The following is a 14,492-nucleotide window of genomic DNA, read 5'->3' as shown; positions in this document are numbered from 1 at the left end:
AAATGCGCGATGAACCAATCTACTATGCTGCAGTAGCCGGTGACGTATTAGGAACCTTTGTTCGCTGGCGCAAAGGGCTTCCCGATGAACGTCAGCTTGCCGCGACATATTCAGGGCAATTTTTTGACCTTTGTAAGCGTCTAGGCCGAAAGGGTGTCGCCTCGTTTCCGACAGACAGACCAGAGAACTACAGTGATGGAGATTTTGAGGTACACGCGCGTGCGCGTCAGAAACAAGCCAGCGGGCTCGGTTTTCACCTCAACCAATGGCGTCTCGCCGCACATCTCTGGCTCGATGTATGGAGAAGTAGAGCGTCTGACGTAATCATCATGGACGGCGTAACGAGCTTCTATCTGCTCGCACCATTGTCGATGATGGGCAAGAAAGTTTATCTCTCGATCCATACGGTCATACACCGTCAAGGCGAGTCCCGCGGCGCCGCGGGCAAGCTGATAGATCGACTGAACCGATGGTTCTTCAATCACCATTGTGCGGGCTGTCTTGTCGCATCTCCAACGATCGAAGCGCAGATTCGCGAACTTGGCGCCGCCACCGTGCCAATTACGATCTTCTATCCGCTGTATTCGCGTGCAGACTTCGAACGCTTCGGACCACCTCCAACCGTTCGCCCATTTCGACTCTTATACGCAGGCCGCGTAGAGGTCGAGAAAGGCGTGTTCGATCTTCTGAGCGCCACGCGCAATCTTCTGGCTAGAAACTACTCAGTGAGATTAGACGTCTGTGGCGAGGGAGACGCACTCAACTCCCTCAGAGCAGAGATTTGCTCATCGGGACTTGAGCAATCGGTGATGACGCATGGTCACCTCGATCGACCGGAGCTGACGAAACTCCTCGAGCTATCGAATGCCGTCGTTGTGCCGACCAGAACATCATTCCCCGAAGGCCTAAATCAAGTTGTAATTGAAGCCGTCCTGGCAAAACGCCCTGTCATCACGTCCGACGTCTGCCCCGCATTGAGGCTTGTGCCTGATGCTGTCTTGCAGGCTGAGCCGGACAATGCACAGAGTTACGAGAGTTGCATTCGCGCTCTGATTGATAACCCCGAGTTGGTGATTAAACTGGTGAACGCAGGGAATCTATACCGAGAGGAGTTTTTTGATCCGTTACTAGCCTGGACCGAGAAGGCAGTTTCTCTTATCGGCGAGCGTGATCAGGAGACCTGATCGGCTTGCCTCTTTCAAGAGGACTCCTCAGACGGCGAAGGCTCACTTTTATTCTTCAGTTGAACCAACCATTTCCGGACAGGCTTCTCAAAATACGTTGCTACGACATGAGAAGCTACGAGAGTAAGCACTACCGCGAAAACCGGCTCGACCTGCCAAGGTAGGTTCAATGCCAGGCGCTTCATAATCCCGTGGGCCATCAGCATCGTGGTTATGTGTAGCAAATAGAAAACGTATGAGATATTTCCAATCCAATAGGCGAAAGACGGCGCTCTAAACATTACAGACAGCCAGATAGCGAGCGAAACTAGCGCTGTGAAACTGCACGCTTGTGATAGCGCCAACATGTAGGTTGAATCGATAGTCCAGCTCGCAGAAAGAGAAATAGCCCATAGAGCGGTAGAAGCCGTAGCTACAAGACCGATCAAGTTGGCGCGGAAGGCCAAGGCTAGGCCCATGCCAGCAAAAAAATACAGGTTCACATTTGCGGTTATAAGAAATGAGATTGGAGATGGCGCAGAATTGCCAGCGTTTTCGGCCATACAACGTTCTGCGGCGACGGTAAGCATCTCGCACGGAGTTTGATGCGCGACGTTCGAGACCAAACATGCGAACCAAATTGAAAAGACGATGTATCCTATGCGCTTGTCCAATATCGCGATCGCAAACAGACCATAGAACAAGAGCTCGTGCCTGAGAGTCCACGCCATTGGAAGCAATAGATCTGGAAGCGTGGGCCAAAGCACAACGTTCCCTGCAAGTTCTAGCGGCGTAAAAAGCAGCTTGTAGTCGGGGCTACCAAGAACATTTCGAACAAAAATGTAAACTGCGAGCGCGAGCCAATATGTAGGAAATATCCGAACGAACCGGCGCCAAACAAAATCCCTTGCTCGACTTGACGCTCCGATATCCTTCCAGTGGACGTGTGCGATAATGAAGCCGCTAAGAACAAAGAAGAAGCAGACCCCCCAGCGGCCCCAAAGAAAGACGTCTTTGTAGTGTGCCGGCACTCCCATGTAGAACCCATGGGATACAAAAACCATAAATGCCGCCCAACCACGGCCAAACTCGACCCAGCCCAGCTTTCCTTTCAAACCGATCATCCTATCACTGATTTAATTCCGAATATCACGACCCAGAATGAGCGAAATGCGCAATTGATGTTAGACCGTACCCGACGAGAAGACCAACCGGGATCACCGTGACCAACAGAATCTCCCGCCTCGGGTCGACCATCTTTAGCCGGACGAGCCAGTAGATAACGGCAAAGACGGGCAAGATTTGGCTCACGACAATGCCCCACAAGGCACCCGGAAGCCCCCCCAATTGGAAACCTATTGCCAATGCAGCGACCAGAGTAACCAAACGACAAAGCAATATCTGAGTAAAAAGATTTGGTTTTCCCAACGCCAGAAAGCATTGCACAGCCACTTGGTACGGAACAGCTATCGCACCGAATGCCAGTATTTGCAGCATCCATCCCGCTTCGGAGTAGCGCTGATCGTACAGCAAATTGATTAGATCCTGTCCCGAGCCAATGAGTACGCCGCCTGAAAAATAGCAAACGCCGGCAACAATGCTGAAAACTTTGTAATAGACTTGGCGAACTTGCTCGGGTCGATCTCTGACAATTTCGCTAAATGCAGGAAAGGCTACGGCGTTAATCAGTTTGGACATGACCAGTTCGACGGCACTTGATAGAGTAAACGCGATTGAATAAATTCCCAGCGTTCGCGCATCTACAAATGCTCCCAGGAGCAGCCGATCGGTATTGGATACCAAGAAGCCAAGTATGGATGACAGGACAATCCACTTCCCGAACTCAAAGATCTCACGGAAGGCTTGGCGATTCCATTCAACCCTGTTGCGGTGACCATCGAGCCACACGTGCGTCAAAACGGTTCTTGAAATGCTACCCCCAATAGCCCCAAAAACCAGAGCCCAGATGGTACGATCAAAATAGATCCATAAGAACATGCAGGACAAACCGAACAACTGAGCCACGATGTCCAATTGAGTTATTTTCGCAAGCTGGACGCTGCGCCGAGATTGGGCGCCTTTTGTCGAGGCCAAGCCGTCGATAAGGGCCGTCAAAGAGAGAACCGCGAGGACTCCTGGGAGACTCTGGTTGGCATAGACGCTTTTTGACGCGAATAACCCCAGATCGCCTCCCAATGTCAGGGCACCGCTGACTAGTAGCCCCACAACACATAAGAAGGCGCCCCTGGCAATTTGGGTGCTCCACACGGTGTTAGCGAAGATGGATTCTTCCCCACGTTGACTTCGGACGATAACTTGACCGAGGCCAATGTCTGAAAACATCGACAAACCGACTAGAACAACGGTTGCTATCGCAACGACGCCAAACATTTCAGGAACGAGCAGACGCGTCAGGATAAGATTGCTACCCAGGCGAATGAACAGCCCCAATCCATAACCAGCAAAGGTCCAAGCGCTCGCGCCGATGACACGTTTAGTTAACGGGACTCGTGCGCCAAGATTTGCGGATGTGGCCAAGGGACAAACTTTTCGAAGTTGTTAAGGTATCGATACCTGCCTTATCTTCTGATAATAAGGACTTGGCAATATCTTGAACAAAAGCTCGCCCCCCATGATTCCGGGAACATACGTTCGCGAAATACGCTCAAATTCGGTAGGTTCCCTGTAACCGTACCCAAATGCCGGATCACTACGGTCTGTTTGATTTACCCGAAATTAAAGCGATCGGCCATGAGGTAAAGCCCGCACGGTAGAGACTGGGAGCTAGCTATGAGCACATCATTCATCACACGGCGTCACGCCATCCAGTTGCTATCCGCAGCCGGTTTCATTTCATCCGCCAACGCTGCTCCGGCTCCGCTGATGGCGGCATCAAAGAGCGCTTCTCCCACTCTGAAGCCGGTTGCGTTGGGGCTATGTGGACCAACCTACTACAATGGCTTTAGTCCATTCCTGAACTGGTGGAAAACTGCGGCAACTCCAGCCATTACCACGCCTGCTGGAGAGATCAGCGGAAAGACAATATGGGACACCGGCGGTTTTCTGTCTCCGATCACCGGCGAGATTGTCCGCCCAGCGCCTGCTAAGTTGATAAACTTGAAGAGGCTATTTTTCGCACCTCCGCCCAGTAATATTCAGATTGCTGCTGGCTGCGACTATTCGGGCGAGAAATGGGTAGTCGAGTGGGACGGAAGCGCCACCGGCTACATAGACTTCTTAACTACAGGCGGAACCCAGACCCAGGTCGGAGCAAACAAGATCACGTTCCAAATGGGCTCCCGCCCGGGCAATACACAACTGACGTTGACGTTGAAGGATCGGAACAACCCGCCGAGCAATATTCGGATCTACCAAGAGCGGTACACGAAGAACGTGGCAGCGGGAGAGACCTTCAATCCCGATTGGCTGACCACTCTCAAGAGCTTCGACACGATTCGGACGATGGATTGGCAGTATACCAACAATTCTGACATTACGGATTTTACGCAACTGGCGGACGAAGCCTATCTGGCTTGGTGTCAGCCGCTCAAATCGAGCCTGGGCGGAAAAGGCAGCATTCACCCATGGCTTCTCTGCAAGCTCGCTAACGAGACGGGGCGCAAAATTCACGTCTGCTTGCCTGCAAAATGCACTGACACGTTCGTCCAGGAGTTCGCCACCTACATGAAGGCAAACACCAAATTGGAAGTAACCTACGAGTTCAGTAATGAGTGTTGGAACTTCGGGTTCCTACAGACGGCTTTCTGTCTCGATCAGGGAAATTCAATTTGGCCCGGAAATGCCGCGCGCTACAATATGTGGTACGGGTATCGAGCCGCGCAGCTGATGAAAATCATTCGGGGAATCTACAATGACCCGTCTCGCTGGCAGGGCTGCATCAACACGCAGACGGTGACAACCGGCCCACTGAGCCAGCAGTTAGCGGGCATCAATAGCGTTTTGAAAAATTCACCGTCGCTTCGAATCAGCGATCTTTTCAAGGCCGTCTATGGCACTGGCTATTTTGGCGACGTTCAAAGCTCGAAAGCAATCACAAGCATCTCAAAGACGAATCCAGCATTCGTTCAATGCAAAGGACATGGCTATAAGAATGGCCAACGCATAAAGGTGTTCATTCAGAGCGGAATGAAAGAACTTGATAATACCTTCGCTACAATCACGAATGTGACAACCGACAGCTTCGAGCTGCAGGATGTAGACGCAACGAAATACTCCACGTTCGTGTCGGGCAACAACTACGTAGTACCAGCCCTGATCTTCGAGATTATGGATCGAAGCGCCGCAAAGTTCGCGTCCGATCCGAAATCGTATCCAACGAAGTACACCTATTTCAATCAACAGTTGGCAGCGAGCTTGCTCAACGGGACATGTGCTGAGGGTTTCAAAACGACGGGCAACGTAGCCGCCTTGAAGTCGACGTACTGGCCCGCCCTGAAGGCAATGGCGACTGCTAATGGGTTAGAGCTTCGGCAGTACGAGGGTGGCTCCCACTTCGTGGGCGACATCTATCTCAACGGATACGGTGGACAACCCCAATTCACTGAGTTTTTGATTAACAGTGGTCATTCTGCGGAAGTTGGCGCAGTCTACGCGGCAGCTTATGCGGCATTTTTGGAGGTAGGGGGTACTCGACCTGCTAAATTCGTCGAGGGCGGCTGCACGAGCCAGTTCGGTACTTGGGCTGGAATTCGCTATTGGCCAACAGTTGCTAACTCAAGTAAGATCGACAACAAAAATCCAGTTTGGACAGCAACGACAAGCTTCATTGGAATAAATTGATTGCATCTCGAAGACAGGCCTCAGCCAAAACATTTGGCTCAACATGACAACAATTTTGGAATTCTGAGGCTTATGCTTGCGAGCCTCGTGATCGTTTCCCATTCATCCGAGATGATCGATGGGAATAGATCACGGGAAGCGCTCATGCATTTTGGGGGAGTCATGACCTTCGGCGAAGTTGCCGTAGATGGCTTCTTCGTAGTCAGTGGCTATCTCGTATTGCAGAGCTTTCATCAATCGAAGGGCTTATTCGATTACTTATTGAAGCGCGTCCGACGGATTTATCCCGGCTTTGTAGCCTGCGCTGTCATTGTGACTACGCTCAGTCCGTTGGTTGGTTCACCCCTACTTTCCTGGGGCTGGAAAAGTTATGTGAGAGCCGCCGCAAACATTTCTCTTTTAAACTTCCCCGAAATTCAGGCCTATCCTGATTTCGCATTTCATGCGCTAAATGGATCGGCTTGGTCGATCCCCTACGAATTCCGATGCTACCTAATGGTGGCTTCACTTGGCTTAATCGGGGCATATCGCTTCAGGTTCGCAATCATGATACTTACAGTAGGACTCTTAGTAGGTCATGCTGTGGGTTGGCCAACTTATATCGGCCCTCTCGCCAAACTGGTTGGACTCCCTCAACTGTTCATTCGTATGGCCGGGATGTTCTGCGTTGGGAGTTGCTTCTATCTTTATCGGGACGTAATTCCTTATCGATGGTGGATCGCATTGATAGCGGCCGGCGTTTGGATCTGGAGCTTCTCGTATCCCAGTATCCAGGAGATGACGTTCGGACTCGCCGGAAGTTACTTGCTTTTTTATTTCGTCTTCGGCATCCGCTCCCATCAATTTGCAAGACTAAATAGCAGAACCGATATTTCATACGGCACGTATCTGTACGGTTGGCCTATCGCAGGCGCACTCGTCGCGGCGTTCCAGATACGATCTCCAATCTTTCTCTTCAGTGTGACCCTGCCAATCTCGCTCATAGCCGGCTGGCTGAGTTGGCACCTTGTTGAAAGCCACTTTGTAAAAGCCCCAAAAAAAATACTGGTTGCCAGGGCAGACGGGTAAGGCTTGAGTATCAAACCGCTGTCGTTGGGGCATCTCCCAAGCGGCGCATCGACCTTGCTTCAGAACGTCTGACGCCACGCGAAAACTCCACTTTCCCCAAAAGGGCTCCTGCTATTAGCCAAGCCCAGGGATTTATTGAAGCGTTTGGAAGCTGATCGATCATTCTCGCAGCCTGTATCAAAGCCAGTGCACCGAGGAGGAGTGCCGTTTGTTTGCTGTGCCCATGGCCCAAAGTTCGAAACGCATAGAATATTGGAAGTGCGAGTAGACCAAATTCGCATATGAAGCCAAACGCACCGAACTGTCCGAACGTGATGATCCATCTACCATCAGTGATGACCTCGGAGCCGTATTCGTCGTAAATTCGATTGCGTCCGTAGCGCCCCCAGCCAAACCAGAATCGCTCCGAAGCCTTGGCAAGCAGAAGATCGTCATTGACAAGACGAAATTCGAGCGATGATGCCCTATCATCACTGATCGATCGTACGACGCTCAAAATCGATTCTCGGGGGACTAAATCGTACGTGCGCAGCACGGGATAGGTCAGGCTCATCAGGGCAAGAACCACGGCAACACGAACTTGCGTTCGCGGGCTCCCCCAACGTACGAGGGGGGCGAGGATCAATCCATATAAGAAGGAACCAAGGCTTTTGCAGGCGACTAGGACCAACGCGAGGTAGACGCTTATTCCCGCGGGCGACAGCCCGGTTAAAGGACTTCTTAAGCGCCAAAACACCGCGGCTGCTACAAAGCTGCTCATTAAGAAAAGCGACGCGAGAAGGCCGTGCCCCATGAAAGCCATTGGCCGGAACCCTCCTCCCCGGATCGATTGAGCAAATTGGCTCGGATAGAAGCCATAAACCCAATAGTGCAGCTGTGGGCTCAATCGAATTTCAAGCAACAGGAGCACCGAGTAAAGCACTCCCGCTACCACTAGTACTTTCAAGGCATCGAGTATTTGTTGATCAGTCCTTAGAACCTGCCGCGCAAGCAGCAAGGGAGAAAAAAGAATGAACTGGGAGAGGAAGGCAGAGCCGGCATCATAGAGACCCACCCCTGGCATAACTTGATTGCCGGATTGAACAGCGTCACCATTCAAAAGGGACGTGATGAATGGGCCCAGCAAATAGCCTGCTACGAGTAGATTAAGCAGAACAAATTGCGAGAGACGCGGCAAATATTTAGCGCGCAAGTAGCATCCCGCCATTGCCGATAGACTGGCAATCGTCCCTTTATCGAACTGAGGGATCATTTCAACCTTGACCGCAAAGCCAGACGGAAGCAGCAAATCGGCTCCCAAGACGGTTATTGCAAACGCAACAGGCAGCCGCAGCACGAAGAACAGGGGAATGCTGATCACCGGCCAAGCGAACAAGGCGATGTACGCAAATATGTTCGCGCCAGCCTGCATCGATCTATATCCCCGTTGAAGCGAATTGCGGCTTCGGTCCGCCGCCCCTGATCCAATCGTAGACCCTGATCAGTTCATCGGCTTTGGCCTCCCACGTGTAATAGCGCTCCGCGTGCTTGCGCGCCTCGGCCTTCAACCTGTCGAGCAGCTCCGGTTCGCCGGCTAGCCGCCCCAGCGCTTCGCTGAAGCTCCTGCGCAGTTCATCAGGCGGCGCCATCGGCAACTTGATGCCGCGATTGTCGTCGATCAGGTCGGCCGGCCCGCCGTAATCCGTGACAACACAGGCGAGGCCGCAGGCCATTGCTTCGATCACCACGCCGGCTCCGAGTTCGCGGATGGACGGCTGCACCAGCACGTCCGAACTGCGCATCAGCGCCGCCACCTCGCTCTGGGTCTTCCAGCCGGCGAGCTCGACGCGGTCCGCCCATCCGTTCTCGCGGATGACGGCCTCGAGGGCCGGCCGCTCGGGGCCGTCGCCGACTACGATCATCCGGTGCTCCTGCAATGCCGGATTCATGCCGAACGCCTCGACGGCGAGCCGCGGCAGTTTGTATGGGACGAGACGCCCGACGAAGAGAAAGGTCTTGCGCGCCGAGCCCAGCGCGGAGACGCCCTGCGAGAAGATGTCGGGGTCGATACCGACTTCGGGGAAGTGAATCATTCGCCCGGCGGATTCCGCGCCGATGTCGTTCACGGTGTGGGCGAACGCCGCCAGGATCGCCGAGCTGTCCGCATAGGTCGATTTCCGATACGGCAGATAGCGATAGGCTTCCCGCAGATAGGACATCCACTCGCGCTCGCGCGCAAGCTCGGCGCGATATTCGGCCGGCCATTTCAGCCCGCCGTTAAGCGGACCGAGCACGAAGGGGACGCCGGCCTTCCGGCACCAGCTGGCGATCGGACTCGGCAGGGTCGGCGACATCGGCGTGAGCCGATGGACGATGTCGAAGCGCCTGCCCACGATCTCCGGCTTGAAGCGCTTCCAGACCTCCCGCTCGAACGCAAGATAGCTCGGATAGGCCAGCGCCACGTTGGTGGTCCAGCCGACGGCGTTGCCTCCGCGCAGCCACGTCGCGAATTTGTAAATCGGTCTTGCGATGTATTCGTTGTCGACATATTCGACCGCGGCCTTGCCGAAGCCGGCCTGCGCAATGTTCTCGCGATTGCGGATATGCGTCGCCACGACGACATCGGCTTTTTCCGCAAGTGCCTTCGCGGCCTTGTAACCGACGACCGGCAGGGAGGGCCATTGCGGATTGCAATCGTCTGCAAGGATCAAAACGCGCATATCATTCGCCTCAATATGCGCCCTCCTTCCCACGTCTCAGCCGCCATCGCAAGCTTAAGAGACGTGGTAAAGCGACCTGCGCTCGAAGGCGCACGGCGCCGCGAGCGGAGGTTTGGAACGTGCCCGCGTTCCCGTTGCTGGCAGGCGCGCGATACGATAATCCTGCCGTGCATTCGCGCCGGCCGCTGAGGAACGCTCATCCCTGCTTTCGGGAGAGCACGAGGTTTCCATGTCCCTCCTGATCGTCATCGTCAACTTCCGTGTCGCCGGGCTGACCATCGACTGCCTGCGCTCGCTGCGCGACGAGATCGCCTCCGTTCCCGGCACAAGCGTCGCGGTCTGCGAGAACGGCAGCGGCGAGGACCAGGCGCCGGCGATCCGGCAGGCGATCGCCGCGAACAGCTGGGGCACCTGGTGCTCGCTGCTGGCAAGCCCGGTCAATCTCGGTTTCTGCGGCGGCAACAACGTCCTGATCCGGCCGGCGCTGGCGGCGGCCGAGCCGCCGGCCTACGTGCTGCTGCTCAACCCCGATACCGTGGTGCGGCCGAACGCGATCCGGGCGCTGGTCGATTTCATGGCGCAGAATCCGCATGTGGGAATCGCCGGCAGCCGCCTGGAGGATCCCGACGGCACGCCGCAGCGCTCGGCCTTCCGCTTCCAATCGCCCCTGAGCGAGTTCGAGGCCGCGCTCCGGCTCGGCGCCGTCAGCCGCCTGCTGAGCCGCTTTGCTGTCGCGCCCCCCGTCGTGGACGAGCCCGTCGCCACCGACTGGGTCGCGGGCGCGAGCATGATGGTGCGGCGGCAGGTGTTCGCCGACATCGGCCTGCTGGACGAGGGCTATTTCACCTATTTCGACGATATCGACTTCTGCTTCAACGCCAGGAAGAAGGGCTGGCCGACCTGGTACGTGCCGGCAAGCCGCGTCGTCCACCTGGTCGGGCAGTCGACCGGCGTCAACAAGATTCCGCGGCGGCTGCCGGCCTACATGCTCGAGGCCCGGCGGCGCTATTTCCTGAAGAACCACGGCGCCCTCTATGCCGCGCTCGTCGACGGCTGCACGCTGGCGGGGCTGGCGCTGTTCGGCCTCAGACAGCTCGTCAGCGGCGGCAAGGACCAGACTACGCCGCACGCGCTGCAGGACCATTTTCGCCACAGCGTGTTCGCGCGCGGGTTCGACGTCCCGACCGTGCAGGCGCCGAGCGTCAAAGCCTGATGGCGCGCCTGGCTCAGGCCTTCGCGGCCAGCTGCTCGCATTCGCGCGCGAGGGCTTCGGTCCAGGGCGTCACCTCCAGGCCGAAGACCTCGCCGAGACGCGCCAGGCTGAGCCGCGAATTCGCCGGGCGCCGCGCCTTGGTCGGGTATTCCGCGGTCGGGATCGGCACGATCCGCTGGCATTTGAGCGCCGCGCCGCCCGCGCGCATCCGGTTGACGATCGCGCTTGCAAAGCCGTGCCAGCTGGTTTCGCCGCCGCAGGCGACGTTCAGGATGCCGCCACCGCTCGCGAGCATGCGGGCGGGATCGCCTTGCGCGGCGCTCAGCACCCTGGAGATCGTGTCTGCAATCACCCGCGCCGAGGTCGGCGCGCCGATCTGGTCGGCGACGATGCGGAGCTCCTCGCGCTCCCCGGCGAGGCGGATGATGGTGTTGAGGAAGTTGGCGCCCTTCGCGGCATAGACCCACGAGGTCCGCACGATGAGATGCGCGGGCGCCGCCGCCATGATCGCCCGGTCGCCGGCGAGCTTGCTCGCGCCATAGACGGAGAGCGGAATTGTTTCGCTTTCCTCGCGCCAGGGTGCCGTGCCCGAGCCGTCGAACACGTAGTCGGTCGAAAGGTGGACCATCGGCACGCGATGGCGCGCCGCCCATTGCGCCATCGCGGCCGGCGCCTCGGCGTTGACCCGGAAGGCCAGGTCGCGCTCGTCCTCGGCGCGATCGACGGCGGTGTAGGCGGCCGGATTGACGATCAGGTCGGGCCCATAGGCATCGAGCGCGCCGGCCAGCGTGTCAGGCCGCGACAGATCGAACGCCTCGCGCCTGGGCGCGAACACGCTGCCCTGCTGCTCCAGCAGCGGCAACAAGGCCGCCCCAACCTGCCCGCTCGTGCCCGTCAGCAGGATCTGCATCAGACCTGCCCGTAGACCGGAAGGTTCTCGACATCCGCCAGCAGCGGGGCGGCGGCGTCTTTGGCGGACAGCGATGGCGTGTCGACCTTCCAGTCGATCCCGATCGCCGGGTCATCCCACCGCACCACGATCTCGTGCTGCGGGCTGTAGTAATCGTCGCATTTGTAGAAGAAATCGGCCGTCTCCGACAGCACCGAGAAGCCATGCGCGAAGCCGCGCGGCACCCAGAGCTGGCGGCGGTTCTCCTCGTTCAACTCGACGGCGACATGCCGGCCGAAGGTCGGGCTGCCGCGGCGGACGTCGACCGCGATGTCCAGCACCCTGCCCCGCATTGCGCTGACGAGCTTGCCCTGCGTGTTCGGATTTTGCAGATGGAGCCCGCGAACGACGCCTCGGCTCGACCGCGACAGGTTGTCCTGCACGAGAGGTCGCGTCACGCCATGTTCAGCATAGCGCGCGAACTGGTAGGCCTCGAGGAAGAAACCACGCTGGTCGCCGAACAGCCTTGGTTCCAAAATCAGAACCCCGTCCAGCTCCGTTTTAAATACCTGCATATAACCAAGTCGCCTAAACTGAGCTGCCCAAAACCGCTATTTACCGTGTTGAAAATACCAGACTTGTGCGTCGCACACTATTTGATAGTTTCCGCTTGGTAAATCTGTGAGGGGCCATGAAAGGGATCATTCTAGCCGGCGGGACCGGGTCGCGGCTTTATCCGGTCACGACGGTGGTCTCCAAGCAGCTATTGCCGGTGTTCGACAAGCCGATGATCTATTATCCGCTCTCGACTCTGATGCTGGCAGGCATCCGTGAAATCCTCATCATCACGACTCCGCCCGACAAGCCGCTGTTCCAGCGGCTGCTCGGCGACGGCGCCGGCTTCGGCCTGAAGCTGTCCTATGCCACGCAGGACACCCCGCGCGGCCTTGCCGACGCATTCATCGTCGGGCGCGACTTCGTCGGCGACGATGCGGTGGCGCTGATCCTCGGCGACAATATCTTCTACGGCCACGGCCTGCCCGAAATGCTGGCCAAGGCCGCCGTACGCCGCAGCGGCGCGACGGTGTTCGGCTATGTCGTCCAGTCTCCAGAGCAATACGGCGTCATCGCATTCGATGGCACGGGAAAGGCGCTCTCGATCGAAGAGAAGCCCAAGCAGCCGAAGTCGAACGTGGCGGTGACGGGGCTCTATTTCTACGACAACGACGTGCTCGACATCGCCGCAAAGGTTCGCCCGTCGGCCCGCGGCGAAATCGAGATCACCGACGTCAACAACGCCTATCTGAAACGCGGCGATCTCTTCGTCGAAGTTCTCGGCCGCGGCTTTGCCTGGCTCGACACCGGCACGCACGCCTCCCTGGTCGAAGCCAGCCATTTCGTGCAGATCCTGGAGCAGCGGCAGGGCATGCGCATCGCGTGCCCCGAAGAAATCGCGCTCCGCAAAGGTTATATTTCATTGGACGATTTCAAAAAAGTGGCCGAGAAGACCGCAAAGAGCAGCTATGGCGAATATTTGCAGGCCGTCGCCCGCTCGTTCGGCAAGGAACCATTTTGAACGAGGGATCTTCAGGTGCGGTTTGACGGGGCTACGATTTTCGTCACGGGCGGTGCAGGTTTCATCGGTTCGGCGGTCATCCGCCATCTTCTGCGCGACACCGGCGCTCGCGTCGTCAATATCGACAAGCTGACCTACGCCGCCAATCTGGCTTCGCTGCCAGGCGCATCCGAGAATCCGCGCTACGCCTTCGAACAGCAATGCATCTGCGAGACGGAGCCGCTGCGAAAACTGTTCGAAAAATACCAGCCCGACGCGGTCATGAACCTCGCCGCGGAAAGCCACGTCGATCGCTCGATCGACGGTCCGGCGGTATTTATCCAGACCAACGTCGTCGGTACATTCACGCTGCTTCAGGAGGCGCTGCGCCACTGGAGATCGCTCACGCCGGCGCGCCGCGCGCTGTTTCGCTTCCTGCACATCTCTACTGACGAAGTGTTCGGATCGCTCGGTGCTGAAGGACTCTTCACGGAAAAGACCGCCTACGCGCCCAACTCCCCTTATTCGGCCAGCAAGGCGTCGTCAGATCATTTGGTACGCGCCTGGCGTGAGACCTACGAGCTGCCGACGCTGGTGACGAATTGTTCGAACAATTACGGCCCGTACCATTTTCCCGAGAAATTGATCCCTCACATGATCATTAAGGGGCTGGCTGGAGATTCCCTGCCCGTCTACGGCGACGGCCAGAACGTGCGCGACTGGCTATTCGTTGAGGATCACGCGAAGGCGCTAACTCTCGTCCTCGAACGTGGGGTCGTTGGTGAAACCTACAATGTCGGCGGACGCAATGAGCGGTCCAATCTTCACGTGGTACAGAGCATCTGTGATCTCCTCGACGAGGAGGTCCCCACAGGCGATGGTGCGCGGCGACGACTGATTTCCTTCGTCAAGGACCGGCCGGGCCACGATCGCCGTTATGCGATCGATGCGTCGAAGGTCGAGGAAGACCTTGGATGGCGCGCGGAAGAAAACTTCGAAACAGGGCTCGCCAAGACGGTTCGCTGGTATTGCGAGAATAGGCACTGGTGGCAGGCGATCCTGGACCGAGGCTACCAAAAGGCCCGCCTCGGCACCGGCTGAAATG

General features: G+C 57.0%; 12 protein-coding genes. 6 read left to right on the top strand and 6 right to left on the bottom strand.

What is annotated here, in order from left to right:
- Window positions 1-2: 2 nt before the first annotated feature.
- Window positions 3-1,184: a glycosyltransferase family 4 protein gene (locus tag AC0L2F_RS17715; protein WP_473249234.1), complete on the top strand. Its 1,182-nt coding sequence runs from the start codon at window positions 3-5 to the stop codon at window positions 1,182-1,184.
- A gap of 14 nt (window positions 1,185-1,198) precedes the next feature.
- Here AC0L2F_RS17715 and AC0L2F_RS17710 read toward each other — a convergent pair whose 3' ends face one another.
- Both AC0L2F_RS17710 and AC0L2F_RS17705 read right to left on the bottom strand, forming a co-directional pair.
- The gene (locus AC0L2F_RS17710) at window positions 1,199-2,287 is read right to left on the bottom strand and encodes an acyltransferase family protein (RefSeq protein WP_473249233.1); all 1,089 of its coding nucleotides are present in this window, start codon (window positions 2,285-2,287) and stop codon (window positions 1,199-1,201) included.
- Window positions 2,288-2,312: 25 nt separating this feature from the next.
- The gene (locus AC0L2F_RS17705) at window positions 2,313-3,701 is read right to left on the bottom strand and encodes an oligosaccharide flippase family protein (RefSeq protein WP_473249232.1); all 1,389 of its coding nucleotides are present in this window, start codon (window positions 3,699-3,701) and stop codon (window positions 2,313-2,315) included.
- A gap of 252 nt (window positions 3,702-3,953) precedes the next feature.
- Here AC0L2F_RS17705 and AC0L2F_RS17700 point away from each other — a divergent pair, with 252 nt between their 5' ends.
- Together AC0L2F_RS17700 and AC0L2F_RS17695 are read left to right on the top strand one after the other, a co-directional pair.
- The gene (locus AC0L2F_RS17700; RefSeq protein ID WP_473249231.1) at window positions 3,954-5,963 is read left to right on the top strand and encodes a hypothetical protein; all 2,010 of its coding nucleotides are present in this window, start codon (window positions 3,954-3,956) and stop codon (window positions 5,961-5,963) included.
- 72 nt (window positions 5,964-6,035) lie between these two features.
- A complete protein-coding gene (locus AC0L2F_RS17695; protein WP_473249281.1) occupies window positions 6,036-7,031 on the top strand; it encodes an acyltransferase family protein in 996 nt (331 codons plus the stop codon).
- 10 nt (window positions 7,032-7,041) lie between these two features.
- Here the strand turns inward: AC0L2F_RS17695 and AC0L2F_RS17690 are convergent, their stop codons facing one another.
- Both AC0L2F_RS17690 and AC0L2F_RS17685 read right to left on the bottom strand, forming a co-directional pair.
- Entirely contained in the window at window positions 7,042-8,442 is a 1,401-nt protein-coding gene (locus AC0L2F_RS17690) for a hypothetical protein (protein WP_473249229.1), read from the bottom strand.
- Window positions 8,443-8,446: 4 nt separating this feature from the next.
- Window positions 8,447-9,730 (bottom strand): glycosyltransferase family 4 protein, encoded by a 1,284-nt coding sequence (locus AC0L2F_RS17685; protein WP_473249228.1) that lies wholly within the window; start codon window positions 9,728-9,730, stop codon window positions 8,447-8,449.
- Between the two features lie 229 nt (window positions 9,731-9,959).
- Here AC0L2F_RS17685 and AC0L2F_RS17680 point away from each other — a divergent pair, with 229 nt between their 5' ends.
- Entirely contained in the window at window positions 9,960-10,943 is a 984-nt protein-coding gene (locus AC0L2F_RS17680; protein ID WP_473249227.1) for a glycosyltransferase family 2 protein, read from the top strand.
- A 13-nt stretch (window positions 10,944-10,956) separates the two neighbouring features.
- Here AC0L2F_RS17680 and rfbD read toward each other — a convergent pair whose 3' ends face one another.
- On the bottom strand, window positions 10,957-11,853 hold the full coding sequence (gene rfbD, locus AC0L2F_RS17675) for a dTDP-4-dehydrorhamnose reductase (RefSeq protein WP_473249225.1): 897 nt from the start codon (window positions 11,851-11,853) through the stop codon (window positions 10,957-10,959).
- A complete protein-coding gene (gene rfbC, locus AC0L2F_RS17670; protein ID WP_473249224.1) occupies window positions 11,853-12,407 on the bottom strand; it encodes a dTDP-4-dehydrorhamnose 3,5-epimerase in 555 nt (184 codons plus the stop codon). Before rfbC ends, rfbD begins: the two co-directional genes overlap by 1 nt.
- 116 nt (window positions 12,408-12,523) lie before the next feature.
- Here rfbC and rfbA point away from each other — a divergent pair, with 116 nt between their 5' ends.
- Both rfbA and rfbB read left to right on the top strand, forming a co-directional pair.
- Window positions 12,524-13,408, top strand: a complete 885-nt coding sequence (gene rfbA, locus AC0L2F_RS17665) for a glucose-1-phosphate thymidylyltransferase RfbA (protein WP_473249223.1) — start codon at window positions 12,524-12,526, stop codon at window positions 13,406-13,408.
- A 15-nt stretch (window positions 13,409-13,423) separates the two neighbouring features.
- On the top strand, window positions 13,424-14,488 hold the full coding sequence (gene rfbB / locus AC0L2F_RS17660) for a dTDP-glucose 4,6-dehydratase (protein ID WP_473249222.1): 1,065 nt from the start codon (window positions 13,424-13,426) through the stop codon (window positions 14,486-14,488).
- The last annotated feature ends 4 nt before the right edge of the window (window positions 14,489-14,492 follow it).

It is taken from the genome of Bradyrhizobium sp. Ken64, from assembly GCF_055807555.1.
The sequence above is the reverse complement of the archived record's forward strand: the minus strand, read 5'-3'. Positions and strand labels throughout refer to the sequence as shown.

Excerpts from the sequence above, each read along its gene's own strand:
- rfbA (WP_473249223.1), top strand. The coding sequence starts at position 12,524 with ATGAAAGGGATCATTCTAGCCGGCGGGACCGGGTCGCGGCTTTATCCG.
- AC0L2F_RS17700 (WP_473249231.1), top strand. The coding sequence starts at position 3,954 with ATGAGCACATCATTCATCACACGGCGTCACGCCATCCAGTTGCTATCC.
- rfbD (WP_473249225.1), bottom strand. The coding sequence starts at position 11,853 with ATGCAGATCCTGCTGACGGGCACGAGCGGGCAGGTTGGGGCGGCCTTG.
- AC0L2F_RS17695 (WP_473249281.1), top strand. The coding sequence starts at position 6,036 with ATGCTTGCGAGCCTCGTGATCGTTTCCCATTCATCCGAGATGATCGAT.
- AC0L2F_RS17715 (WP_473249234.1), top strand. The coding sequence starts at position 3 with ATGCGCGATGAACCAATCTACTATGCTGCAGTAGCCGGTGACGTATTA.
- AC0L2F_RS17680 (WP_473249227.1), top strand. The coding sequence starts at position 9,960 with ATGTCCCTCCTGATCGTCATCGTCAACTTCCGTGTCGCCGGGCTGACC.
- rfbC (WP_473249224.1), bottom strand. The coding sequence starts at position 12,407 with ATGCAGGTATTTAAAACGGAGCTGGACGGGGTTCTGATTTTGGAACCA.
- AC0L2F_RS17710 (WP_473249233.1), bottom strand. The coding sequence starts at position 2,287 with ATGATCGGTTTGAAAGGAAAGCTGGGCTGGGTCGAGTTTGGCCGTGGT.
- AC0L2F_RS17690 (WP_473249229.1), bottom strand. The coding sequence starts at position 8,442 with ATGCAGGCTGGCGCGAACATATTTGCGTACATCGCCTTGTTCGCTTGG.
- AC0L2F_RS17685 (WP_473249228.1), bottom strand. The coding sequence starts at position 9,730 with ATGCGCGTTTTGATCCTTGCAGACGATTGCAATCCGCAATGGCCCTCC.